Raw genomic sequence first — 21,804 nt, 5'->3', positions numbered from 1 at the left:
TGAATCATGTTTATCATAACATAAAAAAGTACCTTGGAAATGAACCAAGGCGCTATCTTTCTTTTTTCAAAAGCGGCTGTATTTCGATTGAATTCCTCATCGCACTATATTAAATCGCTTTTACCATCCCGCCGTCAACAATAAGAGACTGCCCTGTGATATATGTGTTTGCCTCTGAAAGAAGGAATGTAACGACATTGGCAAATTCCTCCGGTGTGCCGTAACGGCCAAGAGGAATCATACTTTTCATGCGCGCTTCCATTTCTTCTTTCGAAATTCCTAGTTTTTCCGCATTGATTTTGTCTAAAAATGCGACCCGCTCTGTTGCGATTCGTCCCGGTGCTACCGTATTAATTAAAATGTTGTACGGTGCGAATTCAAAAGCTAATGTTTTCGTCAAACCGACGATGCCAGTGCGGAATGTATTCGATAAAAGCAGCCCCGGAATCGGCTCTTTAATGGAGGAAGAAGCGATGTTGACAATTTTTCCTCCTTTTTTCTTTAAGTACGGAAGCGCTTCCCGAATCATGCGGATATAGCTAAGCAAATTCAATTCAAACGCATGATACCAATCTTCGTCGCTGATCGTTTCAAACGTTCCCGCAGGAGGCCCCCCGGCGTTGTTCACCAATAAATCGATGGTTCCATAAATGTCTACCGTTTTTTGCACAAGACGACGAATATCTTCTGCCTTCGTAATATCTGCTTGAAGGTGGGCGACTTGTCCTTTATGTAAATCACGTAATTCTTTTTCCACCTCTTGCAGCTTCTCTTCATTTCGGCTTGTAATCATGACATTTGCCCCTTCGAGCACAAGCTGACGGGCAATTGCTTTACCAAGACCTTGACTGGAAGCGACGACAAGTGCTGTTTTCCCCGACAAGCGCAACTCCATAGCTTTTCCTCCTCAGTTATACATGTTTTTATTTAAAGTTATTCGCTGCATTTTAGTGATTTTCCTTCTTTCTTGTATAGATTAAAAAGGGGTTGTTCTTTCTTTGCACAAAAAATCCCCCCGGGTAGAATCCAACATCATACCAAATGTTCTTTTTTTTTCGCTGTATACCTGTAGGGGATAATGCCGTACAAATCTCTTGTTCTATCTAAAGAAGTGATACGCTGATATGCATCGTTTTTTTCAAAAAGGCTCTGTTAAATTCTAATGTTGATTTTTAAACCACAGAAAGAAGACCGAAATCAATCGGTCTTTTTTGTATGTCTTGTTCAACTATCGCCATCCGTTAGCCAACCATTCTGCATCTATGCGACACCAACAAATGATGAAGGGATCGTTTAATTAAAATAAGACGGGTTCTTGAGAATGATGCATTTGTTAAAATAGCAAAGGCGATGCCCCTTATTAAGCATCGCTCTCATTAATTGAATAACAAACATACAAAATAGTTCCCTAATTCGCAAGACTAATAATAGCAACCACATTCTTCTTTTTATTACTTACAGTAGTTTTATTCAGCTGCCATAGCATCGGCTTTTGTTACATGTACAGTACCACGTGGATGTTCTGGCGGTGCATATATCGAGTAAAGTTTTAGCGGGATATTACCTATATTGATTACATTGTGCCATGTTCCGGCAGGTATCATAATGGCAGAATCATCATAGACTTTTCTTTCAAAGTTTAAATTATCTTTACTCTTGCCCATTTGAACAATCCCTTGACCTTGTTCAATACGTAAGAATTGATCCACGTCAGGGTGAATTTCCAAACCGATATCTTCGCCAACATTGAGACTCATCAATGTAACTTGCAAATGATTTCCTGTCCATAAAGCGGTACGATACGTATTGTTTTGCTTCGCAGCCTCGTTGATATTAACTACAAACGGTTTTGGTCCATAATCTTTTAACTCAATTTTATCTCTTCCCTTTGATGATTGCAAAAAATCCAATCGTTTTGCATGCCCTATCTCATTAGGAATAGACCAGTAAACAGGCTGTCTTCCATAGTTATACATTGGTACGTTAATATAATAAGGATATGGATACATAAAAGGAACATAGTACATTTTTCTCACTCCTTCGCAGATTTATAAATTATCCTATGCACTATGTTCAAGGAATTTACTTAAATTCAGGGTTATTTATTTAAAGAAATCGTTATTGGTCCAAAACATTGTACTCAATTAAATGGCCCTTTAAAAAAGGGGAACACATATTAGTCATGTATATATGTGTTTTTTTCACTGCCGTCATGGGCATGATCATCTTCATACCGGCTGGGGCCGGCGGCATCATTAATGCGAGTTACCAGCTGAACCAGATGGTGCATAATACATGGTTTGTCACGAGAACATCCGTCGGAAGCCCACTGCTTTAGCTGTGGGAGGAAGGCGGGGTTTATATTTTCAGTATATATTGAATTTTTTGTTCAATATAAGTACACTGGATTTAGAAAGGTAGGTGAATCAAGAATGCTCTGCACTCTCAAGATTAAATTAATGCCAACTCTTGAACAGTTTCATGCGCTGCTGGAAACAATGAAACGGTTTAACCAAGCATGCAACTATATTAGCGAGATTGCTTTTCGCTCCAGAACCTTTTCCAAAACGAAAATCCAGCGGCTTTGCATTGCGAAAAACTTGTCGATTCCTTGGTGATGTGGTAGTCTATTCATGAGACATGAACCTCCTTGAGAATGGTTTGGTGACACATCTATTCTAATCAAGGAATCGGGTTCATGTCTCCTTTTTTGTATGGATGTAAATTTATGTTAGTGAATTTGCTCATCTACAGTAATTTAGCTACAAATTTTTCAAACAACTCATTCATATCTATCAAATAAGAATAATGACTTCGATATTGAAATTGATAAAGTTGGTTTACGTATATTTGTTTCCAAATATAATAAGCTAACTTATGAGCCTTTTCATAGTGCTGATTTAATCGGTGATAAGAGAAGTTCGGCCACTCATAACTAAAATATGGATCGGCTATCATCATAAATTCATCGGCAAGACGGTTAATCTGCCTCATTGTTTGTTTTGTTAAGGAAAAATGTTTCACAACCTCAAGGGCCATTCGAATAACTTGATTCTCTAATATATTCGTATCCAGCTCATCATATCGGCAATATACTTTGGTTGGTGTCATAAAGTTGGTTCTTAAATGCTGCCGAATATCTACCCGCCCACGAAGGCAAGTAAGATTGTCTTCTTCGACTATATATTCCTTCACAATTCCTTTATTCAGAATCATTTCTACTTCTTTTACAAATAACCGTGCAATCATCTCCATAAGTGAATGAGAGTCATACGCTGCCATCGTTGCGTGCTCATAAGATAGAGGCAAATCCTCACAAAACAACAGCATATCGACAACATCATGAAATCCGCGATTAAATTTAGGTTTAATAACTATTCGCACCCTTTCAAGCTCAAGAACTCCTATCCAACTTGAAAACTCAAAATAAAGTCCATTTTTCATTTCGTACCATTTGAATGGAGGAGTAGCAGATAACCTCATCATGTTATTCAAATATTCTTTTTCTTTTTCTGTTAAAACATAATCCTTTATGTTAAGTGAACCATATTCTGCCACTACATATGTCTCCATAGCATTACCCTTTTACAATGTTATTGATAGCATTAATAAACACATCATCTTGTCCAGTAAACAAATCGGTGTTAATTCTCATTTCTTCCACATTGACAAATTCTTCTCCAATTAAGTAAGCTAATTCTTCATAATTATCAAAGCAATATTCTTGCAATAACGGAATAATTTCAAACTCAAATACCTCTTTTAACTCTTCAATTGTTGTGATTTGCTCACCATGTTTCATGAAATACGAGTGACCAATTTGCTTATCACGTCCGCCTTTTTCAATCAATTTTTGATTAATCGCTTTTAAAATCATAGCAGGACTATACGTTAATTCATCAATGACTCCATCAATGACATCGTAATTAGGCAAACACTCGATAAACGCAAATCGTCTTTTCAACGCTGCATCCATCATTTTAATACTACGATCGGATGTATTCATTGTCGCAATAATATACACGTTTTCTGGTATAGAAAACAATTCCTTGCTTTGGGGAAGAACAATTTCTACATTACGTTTGTCTTTTTCGAGCAACGTAATGAGTTCACCAAAAATCTTTGGGATATTGCCACGGTTTAATTCATCAATAATAAAGTAAAAGGGAACCCCTGGATTTTGTCTTGCTTTTTCACAAAAACGCTTAAACACGCCATCTTCCAATTGGAATGATACTTGCCCATGTTTCGTTGAAATTGGTTTAAATCCTTCTATAAAATCTTCATATGTATAAGATGGATGGAACGTACAAATTTCGGCGTAGCCTTTCGTTTGTCTAATGTCTAGCTGATAAAGACTCCATTCAACGTAGCGCCGCGCAGAATACGTTTTACCTGTTCCCGGAGGTCCGTAAAGAATGCATTGTCCCTTGCGTTCTAACACTTTTTGCATCCGCTTAAAAAATAGTTCCTCCGCTTCAGTAAAGCTTGGTGGATTTTCATCATTCTTAACAGAAGGAGGTTGATGAGTTCCTTTAAGCCATTTTTCAACCTCTTTTTCTTGCAGCTCATACACAGTTTTAAATGCCCAATATTTTTGTTCCGGAATTGTTACCGGTGAAAAGTTTTCATCCCATTTGACATGAACCGTATGTTTATGTTTTGGAAGGTCTTCACGGAATTCATAACCTTCGTTTGTGACAGTCCCTATCGCAATGATTTGCGATGTTCCCTTGTTAACCACGATACGATCTCCCGGCTCTAAAGAGTAAAATAACCACACTTCATTTGCTTTTTCTGTAGCTTTTTTTGCGTTATCGCGATAATACAACTTTTGAAATGCGGCTTTAAATTCATGATAATCAGGGTATTTTGATAAATCCCCAACTTCATCCCAACCAATGGAGATATAGTTTCCTTCCTTGCATTCTCCCCAAAATTCCGCATTTCTTCCTGGTGCAACCTTTACATAACGTGTTTTCCCTTTCTTTAACGTATAATAAAGGAAGTTCATCACTTTCACAGGATGCCACATCGATAATGGATCAATCTTTTCAATCGTTTCTTTTAATAATCGGTTTAATGCCACACTATCATCTTTATAAGGTTTCCATTGCTCTTTTGGAACACCTAATGCTGATAAAAATAACTGAATATCCGGAATACTATAAATTGGTAATAGTTTATCTGGATAAAATAGATAAGTGTGAGTAAAATGTTTGTGGGAAAAATTCTTAGAAGTTCCCCGATGAGGGGGTTGGGAACGTAGGTTCGCAATCCCCCCTCATCGGGGCCACCAAGCGAAGCGCGGTAGGATCCCAAGCAGGAAACATGAAAAAAGGACTCTCTCCCTGGTAAGATGTTCATTGACCACACTACAAACAGGAGGAGAGAGTCCTATGAATCCCGATAACAGCTCATACTCAAATTGGATTTTGGCGCCAGATGAAACCGAACCTTGATAGTCCTCACCATAGTCGGCCGGAAGTAAAAAACTGGTAGAGTCTAAGATCCGCAGACGGGTGAAACAAGCGCGATACGTCTCGGTGATGGAAGAGAGTGCCGGACGTTGATGCATCAGGAGAGTAAAAAAGACCTCTTTTAAAAACGCCACGGCACGAGGCGTAAACCGCTGATTCAGTCCTTCATTCGAGAGAGAGCAATCATGCCAGAGCGCCAAATCGGCACACAACCGCTGAAGCGACTGACAGGCGAGCGATCCGTCTCCCCAAGCACATAGCGTCAGAAAGGCTTCCGCTGTTAATGAACGCTGCCGCTGAATGAATCCGACTTTCCGTGCCAGACGGGTCAGTTCTTCAGAGGAGAAGAGTTGACGAATCGTTTTTATCCATGCCTTCATCTTTTTTGCCATCAAAAAAATTTTGTGTATAATTCATTGTATAGTCCTCCTTGGTCTGATGTTAGGTGTTTGTTGACACCCCTGCATCATACCAAGAGGGCTTTTTTCTTTCAAGTCCCCGAAAACCTTTCTAACAGGAATGCTCCTTATTGAAATGTAAACGTTTAGAAAATTAAATTACCTAAACGACAAGATTCCCTAATTTTTAGCTCCGGGGATAATAAATATTTTCGTTTTGGCAAATTTTCTTTAAAATGTATTCGTTCGTACAATAATTGAAATGCAATTTCACCAAGATTCGTCATTGGTCTAGACACGACTGACAATTTAGGTTTTATAAATGTAGCGATATCCACATCATCAAATCCAATAAAAGAAACTTCTTCACCTAATTTCCAATCTAAATCCATTAATGCTTTCAAACAACCAATTGTCATTAAATTGTTAGAAGAAAAAATGGCAGTAGGCTTTTCTTTTAAAGTGAATAGTTCCTGTGTTGCTTTATATCCACTTGCTTCCATAAAGTCACCTTGTTTAACCATGCTTTCATCTAAAGGTATGTTATATTCTTCTAAAGCTTTTTTATAACCTAAAAATCTTTCATAACCAGGTGTAGTTTCCTGTGGTCCACAAATAATAGCAATCTTTTTATGTCCCTGTAAAATTAAGTGACGGACAGCAAGATATGCCCCGTTCACATTGTCAACAAGAACTGTATCCACATCAAAGCGTTTAATCGCTCTGTCTACAGCAACAACCGGTATGCCTTGTTCCTGTAATAATTTAATATGGTCTCCATCTTCATTAGCAGTAGTGATAATTACCCCATCGACCCCTCGTTCAATAAAAATTTTTACAATCTCTTCTTCTACAATTGGAGATTCATTCGTGCTACTAAGGATGGTGTAATATCCTTTTTCTCTAGCTTTTTGCTCAATCCCAGAAATCACTAAAGGAAAAAATGGGTTTTTAATATCCGGTACAATAACTCCAATTGTATATGTTTCTTTTCTTTTCATACTTCTTGCCACTGCGCTACGGATATAACCAAGCTCCTCAATAGCCTTCAGAATTCTTTCTTCTGTTGCTTTTCTTACACCCCCTTGATTATTTATGACTCTTGAAACAGTTGCGATTGATACATTAGCTAGTTTCGCGACATCCTCTATTGTTGGTTTATGCTCCATCAAAAGATCCCCCAAAACAAAATATAAACGTTTACATTTTATTTTTAGAAATATTATTAAATTATGTTGTTATGAAATTACTATTCAATATTTTTATGTAAACGTTTAAATTTATCTCTCAATGAGATATTATCATTCTGAATTATAAAAATCAACAATATTTTTATAATATTAAGAAAATTTAATATAAGGTCAACAACGTTCTCTACATGATGAACAACTTTTTTCGTTATAGTAAAAATGTCATGATAATTTGCTTTGACAGATTTAGGTTAATTCATTTTGCAAATGTAGGCCATATTTTAAGCGGTAATAAGCCAGTTTCATAACATTTTTCACCATATGAAGGAAGTCAATCTACAACTTTATCATTTAACTTAAGTGAAGATTCCTATGTACAAGTGTACGTTAAACATGAATCCGGAAAAGTCGTGCGTGTACTGGATTTTGGTCTTTTAAAAAAGGACTGGAACCATAAAAGCTGGGATGGAAAGGACAATAATGGGGCAGCTGCTCCTTACGGGGCTTACACGTTTGTCTTTCATTTAACAGATCTTGCGGGGAATGAAATGTGGTTGGAAGATCCAGCAAAACGCTCCACTTTGGCTGATATATTCGGAACGACGGTTGCTGAGGCAAATGTGAAAAAAGGACCTGGCGATGAATATGAAACAATGACGATCATTCCATCAGGAACCAAGGTAACCATCGTTGACGAAACAGATCAATGGTATCAGGTAAACTTCTGGCAGAATGATCGAGGATACAATGGATATGCAAAAAAATCAGCCATTGCGACTCGATCGAATCCTAATCCAGGAACAGAAAGTCAAACGATCATTCATACTGTTCAGGCCGGAGATATGTTATGGAAAATCGCGCAAAAATATGGAACGACCATTCAAGCGATTGTTGACGCAAACAAATTAGATCAAAACAAACATTTGTATATCTGTATATCGGACAAAGATTAACGATCCCAACAAAATAATATTTAATGGCCATCTCTGGATGAAAAAGATGGGCCGGTTTTTTAACGATTTTTGGCCCAATAAGAATATAATATACCCGTGGTGCTAGTTGAGTCTTAACGCTCAACTAGCCCAAGAACAACAAGCGAGTAAGCCAGTAAAATACCATCCAGTGCCGTTTCAAATCCAGAAACCGAGTTCGCTCGAATCTCGGTGATCCGATACGAATCGACTAAAATCGAAAACACGGTTTCCACCACTTTACGTTTTCGCTTCATCCACTGTTTCCATGCGTCCGATTGGCGAATTCGCTGATTTTTTCGAACGGGCGTCCAAAAAGCGACTCGGTGCTCTTCGTACAGCTTCTTTTGCAGCTTTTGGCTGATATACCCTTTGTTACCTAGGTTATACAGATGTGGAATTTGCGTCATGACGGTTTCAGCGGCCACCCGGTCGTGACAAGACGCTTCGGTGACGACATATCCCATCGGAAGCCCTTGGTCGGTGACCTGCAGATGAAGTTTCAACCCATAGAAAGCGGTCTTTTTGGAAGCACAATAGCCAATATCGGCAATTCCACGAAACCGTTTGACGCGATGCATTCGAGCTGAATGACACAGCTCGATCGGCAAGCTGTCCACGACCGCATACGCATGGTGTTGCCCGCGCTTGGCCAGCTGGTGCCGAATCCACTTGATCGCAAAGCTAAGCGCCCGGCAGCGACGGTTGTACCGAGAACGTTCAGGGAACAAGGCCTTGGGAAACAAATTCCCAATCACAAACCGATGCCAAGCCCGTTCGGAAGTGAAGCCCAACAACTTTCCAAGGACATGGACGGTGATGATGACTTCGTCTTCCTGTTTCAACAAATGACGATTTCGACGTTGAAGAGGAATCTGGATACTCGATAGTTGAGCCGATATAAAAAGCAAAATCGATGCATATTGTTTTTGAAGTTTGACACGATCTGTTTGCTCTTGCACGTGAATTCTCCTTTTAAATGTTTGGTCGCACTTTCATTTTAAGGAGATCCTCATGCAAGGGCTATTTTTTATGCTTGTCTGATTTTATCTAGCACCACGGGTTATAATATAAATGCAAAAAAAGTTTACGGCTTTCTTATCATCCAATTTTCATCTTAATTTCATATTCCCCTATTTTCTTCTAAACAGTGTAGATAAAAGTTAATTTTTGGAAAAACAACCCCAGAAGCCGCTTAGGCCGCTGGGGTTTGTGCCAAAAACAACTCGTTCATTTTTTACAGTATTAACTTTTCAGCTTGTTTTTGTAAAAACTCAATATCTTTTCTTTTAACCGCAGCCAACACTTTTTCAATAGATACAGGTTTTACAAATAATTTTCCTTGATGGAAGGTTCCAGGCAATAGATCGATGACTTCCTCGCAAGCGTCTTCCCCAGCATATTCTGGATGAACGATGATCGCCTTATAATGATTACTTGACTTTGTGACAAACTGTGCATAAAAGGCAAGTTGATAAATATCTGCGTTCTCCACTTTATATTTGCTATACTGTTTGTATTTTGTATCAAGGACAATAGGATCTTTGTCAGGAAACTCTACTAACAAATCAAGAATGATATCGTGATAACCATCTCCATTTTTCGTAATGGCTTTCTTAAATCTCCGCTGCGCATGTACTTTTGCTGCGCCAGGTAAATATTTTTTTAATAATTTACTGTAGTTGAGCAATTTTCATTACAATAATTACCATGTAAAAAGAGACAAACGGAGTACCCCTTATGCCACATGAAGCTGTTTTTTAACGACATCAATGGGAATATCTTGTTTCGCTGCATCGTGCTCGAATCTCGGTGATCCGATACGAATCGACTAAAATCGAAAACACGGTTTCCACCACTTTACGTTTTCGCTTCATCCACTGTTTCCATGCGTCCGATTGGCGAATTCGCTGATTTTTTCGAACGGGCGTCCAAAAAGCGACTCGGTGCTCTTCGTACAGCTTCTTTTGCAGCTTTTGGCTGATATACCCTTTGTCACCGAGGTTATACGGATGTGGAATTTGCGTCATGACGGTTTCAGCGGCCACCCGGTCGTGACAAGACGCTTCGGTGACAACATATCCCATCGGAAGCCCTTGGTCGGTGACCTGCAGGTGAAGTTTCCACCCATAGAAAGTGATCCTTTTGGAAGCACAATAGCCAATATCGGCAATTCCACGGAATCGTTTGACGCGATGCATTCGAGCTGAATGACACAGCTCGATCGGCAAGCTGTCCACGACCGCATACGCATGGTGTTGCCCACGCTTGGCTAGCTGGTGCCGAATCCACTTGATCGCAAAGCTAAGCGCTCGGCAGCGACGGTTGTACCGAGAACGCTCAGGGAACAAGTCCTTGGGAAACAAATTCCCAATCACAAACCGATGCCAAGCCCGTTCGGAAGTGAAGCCCAACAACTTTCCAAGGACATGGATGGTGATGATGACTTCGTCTTTCTGTTTCAACAAATGACGATTTCGACGTTGAAGAGGAATCTGGATACTCGATAGTTGAGCCGATACAAAAAGCAAAATCGATGCATATTGTTTTTGAAGTTTGACACGATCTGTAGTAAAATGAAAGTGCTCTTGCATGGGGATTCTCCTTTCGAATGGTAGGTCGCACTTTCATTCTACAGGAGATTCGCCAGGCAAGAGCTATTTTTTATGCTTGTTTGATTTTATCTAGCACCACGGGTGGACCGCGGCCACTCAAGGCGTCTGTCGCCCGATGATGAGGATCATATTTTAGCCCTAAGAAAAGAACATCCCACCATGCCCGTGACGGTGTTCTACGAACACCTGATCGAGCAGGGGGAAATCCCAAAAAACCATATCTCTTACTTTACTATATACCGATTGTTGAAAAAACACAACCTTGTCGGGAAAGAAGAGTCAGTCAAGACTTTGTGGGAACTTTTTTGATTCCTGAAAACAGATGTAAGTCATAGGTCAGCGAACCATTTTTTTGAATTTCATCCGTAAGCGCTTTCGGACTCTCATCCCTTGCCATGACAGACCGATATGTATACCTTTTTTTACCATCCTTTGAGTTCAGACAGGGCATGATAGATCGGAGTCCCGGACGATTGCTGTAAATATGGCACGTTATTCCGCGTTACCTCCGGAAGAAGACGGCGGACGCGTTGTTTCGCCTTGTTCACGATCGTCTGTTTGGTAGATGCCGTTTCCTCCGCCGGATGCGACGATTCTTCTCCTAAACGACGTCCGAAAAGACGAATCCCATCCATCCGGGCAATCATTACCTTGAAAAACGCCCTGAGTCCCTTGTCTGTCCAACTGCGGCGGTATTTCACCCGATACGCCAGCTGGCTCATCACGCTTTCAGCCCTCCCCATCGGATACATGCCCGTTGTGTCCACTCCTTGCTCGTCCCGGACGATTGCTGTAAATATGGCACGTTATTCCGCGTTACCTCCGGAAGAAGACGGCGGACGCGTTGTTTCGCCTTGTTCACGATCATCTGTTTGGTAGATGCCGTTTCCTCCGCCGGATGCGACGATTCTTCTCCTAAACGACGTCCGAAAAGACGAATCCCATCCATCCGGGCAATCATTGCCTTGAAAAACGCCCTGAGTCCCTTGTCTGTCCAACTGCGGCGGTATTTCACCCGATACGCCAGCTGGCTCATCACGCTTTCAGCCCTCCCCATCGGATACATGCCCGTTGTGTCCACTCCTTGCTCCGCTGTTCAGTTCCACAAGCAACCCCTCTTCATCCTGCTTCGCCAGCTTTTGCCGAATCGCCTGCCACCGTGGATGGCCCGAGAGGCATTGGCGCAACTCACGCGCCACGTGGAATCGATCCAATTGGAAGCAGACCCGTCCTTTGAAATACTCCCGGCATGCGGTAATCCATGGAGCGCCGTCCCCGTTGATGACAAGAAGATCCCGACACGGATCATAGGCATATTCGTTCATCAAAAATTCCTCGAAGCCTTCCCACACCTCCCTCTTGCCCTCATGGACGTAATGGCGCTGATTCACGAATTCGATCCGTGAGCCGTTGCGCTTCCACCCTTCGTGAACGGTCAGGATTTTGTCTTCCTTGGCCCGTTTTCCCTTCCCTTGGCGAGAGACAAACAGTCCATCGGCCTCCACAAACAGCACCCGTCCATATCGCTGGTCCACCGGGCAGTGCAGCGGAACTTCAGCCTCGAGCACCAACTGGCGGATCGCCTCATGGCTCATCACCGGATACCCGACCATCTGGGCAAGCGTATGAGCCGCTTTGCGATAGGAAGAGCACTCCATAGCCAATCCCACCGCTGTTTCTTCTAGACAAGGGCTGATTGACTGTGATCCATCAAACGCTAAAAAGGAGTCAAGCAAAAACGTGTAACGGTTTTGTTCTCGGTCTAAATAGTAGTTTCGCTCAAAGGTGACTTCGCCAAACAGGGTTTGAATCGTGGTGCCCTTGAAAAACGCCCTGAGTCCCTTGTCTGTCCAACTGCGGCGGTATTTCACCCGATACGCCAGCTGGCTCATCACGCTTTCAGCCCTCCCCATCGGATACATGCCCGTTGTGTCCACTCCTTGCTCCTTCAGCCATTCCCGGTAATCACGGATGCATCCCGGCATCGATTCGATCCGGTGGATCAAGGCAGCCAGCTGTTGTTCTTTCGCTTCGTCCCCCAGCGTGCCGAGGGCGCTGTTCAGTTCCACAAGCAACCCCTCTTCATCCTGCTTCGCCAGCTTTTGCCGAATCGCCTGCCACCGTGGATGGCCCGAGAGGCATTGGCGCAACTCACGCGCCACGTGGAATCGATCCAATTGCCCGGCAAGGATCATAGGCATATTCATTTATCAAAAATTCCTCGAAGCCTTCCCACACCTCCCCCTTGCCCTCATGGACGTAATGGCGCTGATTCACGAATTCGATCCGGGAGCCGTTGCGCTTCCACCCTTCGTGAACGGTCAGGATTTTGTCTTCCTTGGCCCGTTTTCCCTTCCCTTGGCGAGAGACAAACAGTCCATCGGCCTCCACAAACAGCACCCGTCCATATCGCTGGTAATAACCCTCTTCTTGAGGGTTATTTGGCATGCCCAGCATTTGGTTTTCTCTTCATCCTTTGATTGATTTTTCGAACATGCGTATCATCCTAAAAAATTTTATACCGCTAACTTGACGGGTATGGGGAGTCGCCCCGCCCCCCCTCTTACTTAATTTCGTAAGAAACATATGACTTTTATAACAGAACACCTTTAATCTTTCTTGTCATGCTTGCTCTTGATAATACCTTCTCTACTTGAATGCCTTTCTTTCTAAACTTTTCAATGATTTGTTCTATGCTCTTTTTCATTTTCGATTCCTTTTTTTCTGGTTTCATCCGTTTTCCCACCAATGGTTAATCTTTAGCAATTTTATGCGTGTATCAAATACATCGAAAACTTAGATGTATTTTATCTAATTATTACATTATGTTCTTTATTCTCCCACAAAATCGTTAAGCTAATTAAAGTAACTAAAATAGTGGCACCCATATCGGATAAAATAGCAATCCAGAGTGTAAGCAAGCCCGGAATAGTCAGTAATAGAGCTAATAATTTAAGACCTAATGCAAGGGAAATATTTAGTTTGATAATACGATTTACTTTTTTAGCAGTTCTTATAGCGCTCGGTAGTTTTCCAAGATGGTCTTGCATTAAAACGATGTCTGCTGTTTCAATTGCGCTGTCAGTACCTTTTCCCATTGCAATGCCTAAATCGGCTGTTGCTAAAGCAGGTGCATCATTGATACCGTCACCAATCATCGCTACTTTTCCTTTTAACGCTAATTCTTTTACTTTTTCCACTTTATCTTCTGGTAACAGATTAGCGTAATACTCTGTCACTCCCACTTTTCGTGCCACTTTCTCTGCTGTTTTTGGATGGTCACCTGTCAGCATCACTGTATGTTGAATACCCGCTTGGTGGAGCGCCTTAATTACGCTTTTACTTTCTTCTCTAATTTCATCAGAAATTCCGACTAGCCCCATCACTTGACGTTCATCAGCAAGCAATACTAACGTCAAACCTTCTTCTTTCATTTTCTCAATATCGGTTTTCACATTCTCTGTTATTTGTAAATGCGAAATACTTTTCTCATTCCCCACCCAATATCGTTTACCTTGAATACGTGCGATGATCCCTTGTCCAGAAACCGTTTCGATTTCCTCCGGATCATGTAAAGCGACTTCTGTCTCAACCACTTTTTTCATAATTGCCTTGGCCAACGGATGGGATGAATTTTTCTCAATCGAACCGATAATCCGATAGAACTCATCTTGATCCTCTATATAAACCGTTACTTTTTCAACATGGGGCTCTCCTTTTGTAAGAGTTCCTGTTTTATCGAAGGCAATCGCATTAATTTTTCCTAACTGCTCAAGAAATACTCCTCCTTTTACAAGAATCCCATTACGGGCATTTCTTGTAATCCCAGAAACAATCGCAATCGGTGAAGATAAAATTAGCGCACACGGACATCCGACAATCAAAACGGCTAAACCTTGATAAAACCATTTGTTCCACTCAGCACCCAAAAATAGTGGAGGTATCACCATAACTAAAACGGCAACAATCATAATTAGTGGAGTATAATATTTGGCAAAACGATTAATAAACAGCTCCGTTGGTGTTTTTGTTTCCTGCGCTTCCTCGACCAAATGTAAAATTTTTGCTAATGATGAATCCTCATATGATTTTGTAATCTCAATTTTCAAAATTCCTTCGTTATTAATACTTCCGCCAAATACCGTTTCTCCGCTTTCCTTTTCAACAGGTAATGACTCCCCCGTAATGGCAGCCTCATTCACGGAGCTTTTACCTTCCACAACTACTCCATCCGAAGGAATTTTTTCTCCGGGTTTTACTAAAACAATATCTCCTACTTGAAGGGACTCAATAGGAACCACTTTCTCTATGCCATCTTTCAATACTGTCGCTTGCTTTGGAGCCACTTCCAATAATTTTTCCATCGACTTTCTGGCCTTTTCCATTCCAACGCCTTCAAGATATTCATTTAATCCAAAAAGAATGGCAACAACCGTTGCTTCTTTCCACTCTCCTATGGAGATGGCCCCAATTAATGCCACGGTCATTAACGTATCAATGTTGAATTTCAGTTTAACTAAGTTTTTTAAACCTTTCAAAAACGTCTGATATCCGCTAATAGACATGGCAATTAAGTACAAACCGATCACTAGAAAACTGTTTGTCTGCTTCTCAAGGAAAAACGCTATGAAGTATAAAGCAGTCGAAACAATAAGCAAAAACTTTAAATTGACTCCTTGATGATGTGAATGCTCATGTCCATGATGATGAGCCTCAGTTTTTTCAATAAATGCTCCGTCTTCGGATAAAATCTTTTCGACTTGTTTTAAATCAACTTTTTCATCAATTTTTAGTTTTCCTGTATTATAATTTAGTGTTGCTGATTCCCCGTGTTCTAAACTCCGAATTTTCTTCTCGATTTCGGCAGCGCAATGAGCGCATGACAAGCCTTGTATTCGATATTCCTCCATGATAAAATCCCTGCCTTTTTAATGATGTCTCGCGTGATCAATTGTTTGTTTCAGGATGTTCATGACATGCTTATCGTCATGAGAATAATACAGCGTCGTTCCTGCGCGTCGGTATTTAACAAGGCGCAAGTTTTTTAGAAAACGCAATTGATGTGACACAGCTGATTGTCCTAACGACAATTTTTCAGCAATTTCGTTCACTGAATGCTCCTTTTGCGATAGTAAATATAAGATTCTAATTCTCGTCGGGTCACTTAATGCTTTAAACGTTTGTGAAACAATAAATAAGGTTTCCTCATCTAAATCCTTATCAACAGATTGTGTGTATTTAGATTCTTCCATAAAATATTCCTCCTATATTTAATATATGAACATATTCTCATATATTCTACAAAAAAAGTATCATAATATTCTATACACTGTCAAACAATATTAATGAATACGTAATAAAAACATATAGATAAACAATAAACCAAGTAATACATACAGCCCAAACTCATGAAATTTCATTTTTCTTTTGGCTTTCCATAAGATTTCATGGAATGTTACAAATGATAAAGTGCCAATTGCTCCTCCGAACAAGAGGGTATTGAGTTTATAAGAATGGTCTCCAATTAGAAATCCGGCAAAAATGCTTGCACCCAGAACAATAGCCAAAAAAACAGCACTAATTACAAACAATACGGATGAGGATTCTACAAATGCCATTGACCCCATTAAAGCCATTCCTTCAGGGATATGATGTAGAATCAATGCGGCTAACAGTGAAGAAAGAGAAAATGCTTCGGTTTTCATCGTGGTCCCTAACGCCAAACCAGTTGGCAAGTTATGAATGCCAATTGCAACAAGCAAAAGTATAAAAGAATGCATATACTCTAGGCTTCCATTGGCCACATTTAAATTTCTATGTAATAAGTTCTCAGTTATACTCATCGATAAAATACCTGCTAATACCCCTAAGACAATTCCCATCCAGCTGTTCTGAGTAAAACTTTCTGGAAGCAATTCGAATAGAATTAATCCGAGCAACAGACCGCCGCAGAAAACGAAAATCCGCTCTATCTTCATTCCTAAAATAAAACGGAATAAAAAGCTGAAAATCCCCCCCAAGGTAATTCCTAAAAACATAAAAATAGTAATGATGGGAACCATTAATATTGCTCTTTCCCCCATGATGTCACCCTTCCTTTTGTCCATAATTCATTTTTATCTATCTCTATGCATGGATGTAACAAAACATGTCTTATCAACATAAAAACATCCTTTTCTTTCCGTTTTCCCGTAATAAAGTGATTCGAGGCTATAACGGAAAAATTAGATCGATTTTTTACATTAATATTTTCATTTCTTCCGTCTATCTAATATCTCATATTCCGTTTAACCAACTATGTATTGTGTTGTTTCAAACTAAAAAGCATTTCACTGTTTTAAGAAAACTTGTATAATAAAGGTGTGTCTTTTATGAATATATGTTCATTTATTAATCTAGTGTCAGGAGGATGTAAAATGGTAAATTACAAAAAATTTTTCCCTATTACATTATTAAGTGCGCTCTTAATTGTGGGTTGCTCTAATTCGCTACAAGAATCAGAAAACAACAAAAAAGAACATCAACAAACGGGAAGCATGGATATTGTAGAAGAAACAAAAAGTGTCGAGGTTCTACCAAGTTTCTTGAACGATAAACCGAAGGAAATGAAAAACTTATACGCTAGCGCAGCGAAAAACAGAGAATTGCTTGAAAATATTCCGTGTTATTGCGGCTGCGGTAAATCTTCTGGTCATAAAAATAATTATGACTGCTTTGTATATAAAAATCATAAAGACGGAGCAATTGTGTGGGACGATCATGCTACAAAATGTGGAGTTTGCCTAGAAATTGCGGCCACTTCCATTCAAGATTATAAAGCAGGAAAATCAATAAAAGAGATTCGAAAAAAAATTGATGAAGCATATAAAAATGGGTATGCCGAACCGACTCCAACGCCAAACCTGTAATATCTTAATAACGTTGAAGTTTTAAAAGTCCCTGTACTGACTCTTAGATGGAGTACTCTTCAAACTTGTAAGAGTACTCCTAATCTTTTTTATAAAAAACAGCAAGCATGAATCGATAATAAGCAAAAGGAGTTAATTTTATTTTTTTGACATTAGACGCAAGAAAAATTTAATGGAAAGCATACGCTTCAACACCCGCAAAAATAAAATGAGGGCATAGACGATCTGATTCACTCCTTTTGAATAATGCCTCTTGCAACATACCAAGAACTCTTTACAAAAAATATAACAGATTTTTAATGAAAGATATTTTTACTTAAAAATACTCGAATCAATAAAGTTATATGGGATGGGAGAAAAAATTTAGTTTGAACTCACAAAAAACCGTACAGATGCATTTCTGTACGGTTATAAAAAATTTATCCAATTTTTTCTTAATGACTACCATGCCCCTCTCCACTCTTTGGAACAATTTCAAGCTTTTCATCAATAACCCCTTGTGTTTGATACGAAATCAGTTTTTCTGTTCCGGATAAATAAGCATGATTATACGGTCCTACAGTTGGATCGTTTTCAAACGTTGGTTTTAAGGTAGCCATAAGCTCATAAACTTCTGGGGTAAGTTCGCCATTCTCCAGCCAAATAAGCGGCGCATGTTTTCCTAAATGTGAAAAAGGCGCTGCTGCTAATGCCATTTCAGGCGATTTTGTCGAAACAAATGATAAACCGTGTCCCGGATTGTTTAATCCCCAACCGAATCCCGTTTTCTTATCTTTAAAAGTAGCAAATGCAACCGATTGTTGAGTTGGAGTATCTCCTGAAATTCGTGTAACCTTTCCGAATTCTTTTAACTTCTCTTCAACTTCCTTTGATATAATGGATTGAGGACCTAAAATGTAGATATTCGCTTTACCTTTTCGTTTTTTCAATGCTTCCTCTGTTTGTTTCGGAATTTCATTTTGACTAACGTATAAAATCGGTTCTTTCATATGAGCAATCCAATTGGCCGCTGGAATCGTATAAAGTTTTGCTTGTTCCTCAAATGAACCAATGATGACGCTTTCTGGTAATTTTCCAGCTACTTCGGCATACAATTGATCGATTCTTTGTGCTAATTCTGCATAATCGGTTTCATTAATTTGTTGAACTTTATAACGGTTTAGTTTATCCAACTCTTGTTTCGGCAAGTTGCCGATAACAAAAATTTGTGTACCGTCTTTAATCCCAAGCGGATTTAAACGTTGAATTTCGTTCAACACTTGACTTGGAATTGTATTGTTTTTTGTAAATAAAATAGGACCGTTATTTGGATGGTGAACCAGTTTCGCCGCAGCCAACGCTGCTTGCCAATTTTCAAGAGGGGCTAATATAACCCCATTCGGTTGATTTTCTTTATGAGTGGCTGGCCATATCGTTTGTGATACTAATACCGAAAGTTCGACTGGATCATCAGTATTCAAACGGGTAACGTTTTTTGTTGACAATGTAAGAAGATTTTTATTCGCTTCGTCATTGTATACGCCCGGTTCTTGAACAACTATGGCTTTGTTTTCCTTGTCTTTGCTTGCTCCATTCGATTGACTACTTCCATGCTGACTATGATCCATTGATTGGTCTGCTTTTTTTGGATCATTTCCATCTTGTGCGCTACAACCTACCGCAATAATTGTAGACGCAAAAAGTGCAATTAACATTTTGAGAATTTTTTTCGTGTTCATCTAGTCACATCCTCCTTGATTACTATTATTTGCAGTGATTAAACTGTTTAAAAATACTTGTTTAAAGACTCTCAAGCCTTTTCAACATGCTGTATATTTCCTCTTCTTTTATACTATCTTGAATTTGTGCAGATTTTATGGATTTGATTTAGTTTTATTTAATCTGAGTTTAATTTTATTTAGTTTTATTTAATTGACTTAATCCACACTTAAATGCGATGTAAAAAGGAGAAAAGAAAATGAATAACAAATGGAATCGGATTATTTATAAATGTTGGGCTCCTGTTTATGATTTCTTTTTTAATAGAGGTGTGTTTTATTCAGCACGAAAACAAATATTTCATGAATTTCCTTTTGGAGATGATGAGAATGTTCTATTTGTTGGAGTAGGGACGGGTGCTGATTTAGCCTTTTGTCCGTTAGAAAAAATTAATGTAGTTGCTATTGATTATTCTAAAGAAATGCTGGAAAAAGCCAAAAATAAGTATCAGAATGAAAATATAAAATTCATTCAAATGGATGCTCAATCTCTAACATTTCCAAACAATTCATTTGATGTAGTAGTAGCAAGTTTAATCCTAAGCGTAGTCCCTTCCCCTGAAAAAGTGATGTCAGAAATCGTGCGTGTAACGAAGAAAGGTGGACGTATTATTATATTTGATAAATTTGTACCTAAACATAGAGAGCTGTCATTCGAAAAAAAGTAATTCGTCCCATCATCAAGCTGTTGGGTACTGACATAGGTATTTCATTTGAAAAGGTTTACAAAAATACCAAACATGAATGTTACTTAGTTGAAGATAAAGATGTTATGATGAAAGGTATGTACCGAAAAATCATATTAAAAAAGAACTAGATGATTAAAAATGATAAAAAAATGATTCTAATGATGTTTCTTATCTTTTTATGTATTCCATCCATTGGATATGCTCATTGTTACCTATCATCTTCCAATCCGAAAGAAAGAGAAAGAGAAATAGTAACTACACCGCTAAAAACAATTACTCTTAAATTTGAGACAAAAATAGAGAAACTAAGCACAATGCATCTTCTCAATCAAGGAAATGAAATTTCATTCCATAATATATATAATTGTGAAAGACAATCAACTTATCGGTACTTTTTCAACCCCACTTGAGAACGGTTCATACACGATTGTATGGAAAATTGTTGGAGAAGATGGTCATCTCCAACCACTGGCGAAATTCCGTTTGATGTAAAAGTAGCGGAAAACAACACGAAAACACCATCCCTACCATCTTCCCCTATAACGAAACCAGACAGTAGCGAAAAGAATACAGAACTTGAAAAAAGTCAGAAAAAAGAAGAAGATAGTCAAGCAAAAAATACATCTTCTAGCACATGGATTAGAATTTTAATAGTTAGCTTAGGTATTATTCTTATCGTTGGTTTGATATCAATCTTAAAAAAGAAGGGATAAGCATTGCCATTCATTGTTTCGCTTAGCGAATTTTTAAACTATATTTTCTATTCTATACTTGCTGGTCATGTTGCATTATCTTTTGTACCTGATGAAAAAAAGCCAAAAATCATCATTCCAAAACCAATGCTCCTTTTATCTATATTAGGCATCTTCGTCTCGACCTTTGGCCCAGTTTTACAAGTCATTTATTATTTTTCTGATGGCGGCGACTTTTTTAACGAGAAAACTATGTCGATCATAACTGACTTTCAAGTCGGATTAGCTTGGATTTTCATCGGATGGATGGCTACCTTCTTGTGGATGACCGTGTATGTGGAAGGTTCGAAATATTTACAAGCCTTTTGGTTGTTATTGATGATTTTAGCAGTTGGTTACGCTAGCCATGTCGCTTCATTATCATTTTGGACTGGGCTGTTTTCTCACAGCATTCACTTTTTAGCAGTAGCATTATGGACTGGAATTCTCATTCATGTCGCATGGTTTGCGAAAAACTTAAGTAACTGGACGAGCTTTCTAAAATGGTTTACACCATTTGCTATTGGTTGTGTGATAATCATATTAACAAGCGGTTTTTCCATGATGCTCGTTGTAGTAGATATAAGCGATTATATTAATTCTTGGGTTTTGCCTTATGGTCAAATGTTATTATTAAAGCATATCAGTATCATACCTTTACTTGCATTTGCTCTAATAAACGGGATTCTTTTAAGGAGATTGTCAGCGCAGCCTAATCTTAATATTCGAGCTTGGTTGAAAGCTGAAACCATCATTATTACTGTCATATTCTTTTTCACAAGTATACTTGGTACCTCATCCCCCCTCACGATGACATAGATTTTATGGTCAAATCTGAGGGAGCATCCAAGTGGCTTGAATACATAATTGGCAAAACGATTATCACTCCTGTTAATCTAAAACTAATGTTTTCTATTGAAGGATTCTTCTTAATACTCTTTGGTTTTATGTTTTTAGTGATGATATTTTTAAGCTTTTACAAAAAGATGAAGCCGTATTTTGCAGTAGTTTGTGGATTGTTATTTATAGTTTGTACTTATTTTGGTCTAATGGTGAGTATAAAAT

The 21,804-nt window shown here is 39.0% G+C and carries 18 protein-coding genes and 7 pseudogenes; 8 read left to right on the top strand and 17 right to left on the bottom strand.

What is annotated here, in order from left to right; all coding sequences use genetic code 11:
- Positions 1-109: 109 nt before the first annotated feature.
- Positions 110-895 carry an SDR family oxidoreductase gene (locus B9L23_RS05420; RefSeq protein WP_015863265.1) on the bottom strand — a complete coding sequence of 262 codons (786 nt, stop codon included), beginning with the start codon at positions 893-895 and terminating at the stop codon, positions 110-112.
- 571 nt (positions 896-1,466) lie between these two features.
- The gene (locus B9L23_RS05415) at positions 1,467-2,027 is read right to left on the bottom strand and encodes a cupin domain-containing protein (protein WP_015863264.1); all 561 of its coding nucleotides are present in this window, start codon (positions 2,025-2,027) and stop codon (positions 1,467-1,469) included.
- Positions 2,028-2,432: 405 nt separating this feature from the next.
- Here B9L23_RS05415 and B9L23_RS19905 point away from each other — a divergent pair, with 405 nt between their 5' ends.
- Entirely contained in the window at positions 2,433-2,618 is a 186-nt protein-coding gene (locus tag B9L23_RS19905) for a hypothetical protein (protein WP_245842362.1), read from the top strand.
- A 130-nt stretch (positions 2,619-2,748) separates the two neighbouring features.
- On the opposite strand, the gene B9L23_RS05410 is transcribed toward B9L23_RS19905, so the two are convergent.
- The 4 genes from B9L23_RS05410 to B9L23_RS05395 all read right to left on the bottom strand — a co-directional run bounded on the left by B9L23_RS05410 (position 2,749) and on the right by B9L23_RS05395 (position 7,047).
- Complete coding sequence (locus tag B9L23_RS05410) at positions 2,749-3,558, bottom strand: McrC family protein (RefSeq protein WP_169712518.1); 810 nt, start codon at positions 3,556-3,558, stop codon at positions 2,749-2,751.
- 19 nt (positions 3,559-3,577) lie between these two features.
- Positions 3,578-5,089, bottom strand: a complete 1,512-nt coding sequence (locus B9L23_RS05405; protein WP_089097018.1) for an McrB family protein — start codon at positions 5,087-5,089, stop codon at positions 3,578-3,580.
- Between the two features lie 195 nt (positions 5,090-5,284).
- On the bottom strand, positions 5,285-5,860 hold the full coding sequence (locus tag B9L23_RS05400; protein WP_245842293.1) for a hypothetical protein: 576 nt from the start codon (positions 5,858-5,860) through the stop codon (positions 5,285-5,287).
- 164 nt (positions 5,861-6,024) lie between these two features.
- Complete coding sequence (locus B9L23_RS05395) at positions 6,025-7,047, bottom strand: LacI family DNA-binding transcriptional regulator (RefSeq protein ID WP_089097017.1); 1,023 nt, start codon at positions 7,045-7,047, stop codon at positions 6,025-6,027.
- 356 nt (positions 7,048-7,403) lie between these two features.
- On the opposite strand from B9L23_RS05395, the pseudogene B9L23_RS21340 reads away from it, so the two are divergent.
- Positions 7,404-7,574 (top strand): annotated as a pseudogene (locus tag B9L23_RS21340) (FlgD immunoglobulin-like domain containing protein); the annotation flags it as partial.
- Between the two features lie 42 nt (positions 7,575-7,616).
- Positions 7,617-8,021: a LysM peptidoglycan-binding domain-containing protein gene (locus B9L23_RS05390; RefSeq protein ID WP_281255483.1), complete on the top strand. Its 405-nt coding sequence runs from the start codon at positions 7,617-7,619 to the stop codon at positions 8,019-8,021.
- 113 nt (positions 8,022-8,134) lie between these two features.
- Here B9L23_RS05390 and B9L23_RS05385 read toward each other — a convergent pair whose 3' ends face one another.
- The 3 genes and pseudogenes from B9L23_RS05385 to B9L23_RS05375 form a co-directional block, all read right to left on the bottom strand.
- Entirely contained in the window at positions 8,135-9,007 is an 873-nt protein-coding gene (locus B9L23_RS05385) for an IS982 family transposase (RefSeq protein WP_089097015.1), read from the bottom strand.
- A 269-nt stretch (positions 9,008-9,276) separates the two neighbouring features.
- Positions 9,277-9,729: a 5-methylcytosine restriction system specificity protein McrC gene (locus tag B9L23_RS05380; RefSeq protein WP_089097014.1), complete on the bottom strand. Its 453-nt coding sequence runs from the start codon at positions 9,727-9,729 to the stop codon at positions 9,277-9,279.
- Between the two features lie 109 nt (positions 9,730-9,838).
- Positions 9,839-10,633, bottom strand: a pseudogene (locus B9L23_RS05375) (IS982 family transposase); the annotation flags it as partial.
- Between the two features lie 99 nt (positions 10,634-10,732).
- Between B9L23_RS05375 and B9L23_RS05370 the strand changes: the two are divergent.
- A pseudogene (locus B9L23_RS05370) lies at positions 10,733-10,930 on the top strand (helix-turn-helix domain-containing protein); the annotation flags it as partial.
- 146 nt (positions 10,931-11,076) lie between these two features.
- On the opposite strand, the pseudogene B9L23_RS05365 reads toward B9L23_RS05370, so the two are convergent.
- The 7 genes and pseudogenes from B9L23_RS05365 to B9L23_RS05340 all read right to left on the bottom strand — a co-directional run.
- Positions 11,077-11,430, bottom strand: a pseudogene (locus tag B9L23_RS05365) (UPF0236 family transposase-like protein); the annotation flags it as partial.
- Positions 11,376-12,555 (bottom strand): annotated as a pseudogene (locus B9L23_RS05360) (ISLre2 family transposase); the annotation flags it as partial. The pseudogenes B9L23_RS05360 and B9L23_RS05365, both read right to left, overlap by 55 nt.
- Positions 12,535-13,102: pseudogene (locus B9L23_RS20720) on the bottom strand (UPF0236 family transposase-like protein); the annotation flags it as partial. The pseudogenes B9L23_RS20720 and B9L23_RS05360, both read right to left, overlap by 21 nt.
- Positions 13,103-13,247: 145 nt before the next feature.
- A complete protein-coding gene (locus B9L23_RS20320) occupies positions 13,248-13,388 on the bottom strand; it encodes a hypothetical protein (RefSeq protein ID WP_167357419.1) in 141 nt (46 codons plus the stop codon).
- 73 nt (positions 13,389-13,461) lie between these two features.
- A complete protein-coding gene (locus B9L23_RS05350; RefSeq protein WP_089097010.1) occupies positions 13,462-15,564 on the bottom strand; it encodes a heavy metal translocating P-type ATPase in 2,103 nt (700 codons plus the stop codon).
- Between the two features lie 18 nt (positions 15,565-15,582).
- The gene (locus B9L23_RS05345; protein WP_089097009.1) at positions 15,583-15,906 is read right to left on the bottom strand and encodes an ArsR/SmtB family transcription factor; all 324 of its coding nucleotides are present in this window, start codon (positions 15,904-15,906) and stop codon (positions 15,583-15,585) included.
- 90 nt (positions 15,907-15,996) lie between these two features.
- Complete coding sequence (locus B9L23_RS05340; protein ID WP_169712516.1) at positions 15,997-16,737, bottom strand: ZIP family metal transporter; 741 nt, start codon at positions 16,735-16,737, stop codon at positions 15,997-15,999.
- Positions 16,738-17,070: 333 nt separating this feature from the next.
- Between B9L23_RS05340 and B9L23_RS05335 the strand changes: the two genes are divergently transcribed.
- Positions 17,071-17,562: a PCYCGC motif-containing (lipo)protein gene (locus B9L23_RS05335; RefSeq protein WP_089097007.1), complete on the top strand. Its 492-nt coding sequence runs from the start codon at positions 17,071-17,073 to the stop codon at positions 17,560-17,562.
- Between the two features lie 434 nt (positions 17,563-17,996).
- Here B9L23_RS05335 and B9L23_RS05330 read toward each other — a convergent pair whose 3' ends face one another.
- Positions 17,997-19,280: a cell wall-binding repeat-containing protein gene (locus B9L23_RS05330; RefSeq protein WP_089097006.1), complete on the bottom strand. Its 1,284-nt coding sequence runs from the start codon at positions 19,278-19,280 to the stop codon at positions 17,997-17,999.
- A 239-nt stretch (positions 19,281-19,519) separates the two neighbouring features.
- Between B9L23_RS05330 and B9L23_RS05325 the strand changes: the two are divergent.
- The 3 genes and pseudogenes from B9L23_RS05325 to B9L23_RS05320 all read left to right on the top strand — a co-directional run bounded on the left by B9L23_RS05325 (position 19,520) and on the right by B9L23_RS05320 (position 21,558).
- Positions 19,520-20,136, top strand: a pseudogene (locus B9L23_RS05325) (class I SAM-dependent methyltransferase).
- A gap of 303 nt (positions 20,137-20,439) precedes the next feature.
- Positions 20,440-20,721 carry a hypothetical protein gene (locus B9L23_RS20315; RefSeq protein WP_169712508.1) on the top strand — a complete coding sequence of 94 codons (282 nt, stop codon included), beginning with the start codon at positions 20,440-20,442 and terminating at the stop codon, positions 20,719-20,721.
- A gap of 3 nt (positions 20,722-20,724) precedes the next feature.
- On the top strand, positions 20,725-21,558 hold the full coding sequence (locus tag B9L23_RS05320; protein WP_245842292.1) for a copper resistance D family protein: 834 nt from the start codon (positions 20,725-20,727) through the stop codon (positions 21,556-21,558).
- Positions 21,559-21,804: the final 246 nt, after the last annotated feature.

It is taken from the genome of Parageobacillus galactosidasius (assembly GCF_002217735.1).
In the GTDB taxonomy this organism is placed as follows: Bacteria; Bacillota; Bacilli; order Bacillales; family Anoxybacillaceae; genus Parageobacillus_B; species Parageobacillus_B toebii.
This window is presented reverse-complemented; position numbering and strand designations above follow the sequence as displayed.

What these genes read in the sequence shown, in the direction of transcription:
- B9L23_RS05390 (WP_281255483.1), top strand. Translation starts at nt 7,617, where the DNA reads ATGTGGTTGGAAGATCCAGCAAAACGCTCCACTTTGGCTGATATATTC.
- B9L23_RS05395 (WP_089097017.1), bottom strand. Translation starts at nt 7,047, where the DNA reads ATGGAGCATAAACCAACAATAGAGGATGTCGCGAAACTAGCTAATGTA.
- B9L23_RS05420 (WP_015863265.1), bottom strand. Translation starts at nt 895, where the DNA reads ATGGAGTTGCGCTTGTCGGGGAAAACAGCACTTGTCGTCGCTTCCAGT.
- B9L23_RS05350 (WP_089097010.1), bottom strand. Translation starts at nt 15,564, where the DNA reads ATGGAGGAATATCGAATACAAGGCTTGTCATGCGCTCATTGCGCTGCC.
- B9L23_RS20320 (WP_167357419.1), bottom strand. Translation starts at nt 13,388, where the DNA reads ATGAAACCAGAAAAAAAGGAATCGAAAATGAAAAAGAGCATAGAACAA.
- B9L23_RS05330 (WP_089097006.1), bottom strand. Translation starts at nt 19,280, where the DNA reads ATGAACACGAAAAAAATTCTCAAAATGTTAATTGCACTTTTTGCGTCT.
- B9L23_RS05400 (WP_245842293.1), bottom strand. Translation starts at nt 5,860, where the DNA reads ATGAAGGCATGGATAAAAACGATTCGTCAACTCTTCTCCTCTGAAGAA.
- B9L23_RS05415 (WP_015863264.1), bottom strand. Translation starts at nt 2,027, where the DNA reads ATGTACTATGTTCCTTTTATGTATCCATATCCTTATTATATTAACGTA.
- B9L23_RS05340 (WP_169712516.1), bottom strand. Translation starts at nt 16,737, where the DNA reads ATGGGGGAAAGAGCAATATTAATGGTTCCCATCATTACTATTTTTATG.
- B9L23_RS20315 (WP_169712508.1), top strand. Translation starts at nt 20,440, where the DNA reads ATGGAAAATTGTTGGAGAAGATGGTCATCTCCAACCACTGGCGAAATT.
- B9L23_RS19905 (WP_245842362.1), top strand. Translation starts at nt 2,433, where the DNA reads ATGCTCTGCACTCTCAAGATTAAATTAATGCCAACTCTTGAACAGTTT.
- B9L23_RS05335 (WP_089097007.1), top strand. Translation starts at nt 17,071, where the DNA reads ATGGTAAATTACAAAAAATTTTTCCCTATTACATTATTAAGTGCGCTC.
- B9L23_RS05345 (WP_089097009.1), bottom strand. Translation starts at nt 15,906, where the DNA reads ATGGAAGAATCTAAATACACACAATCTGTTGATAAGGATTTAGATGAG.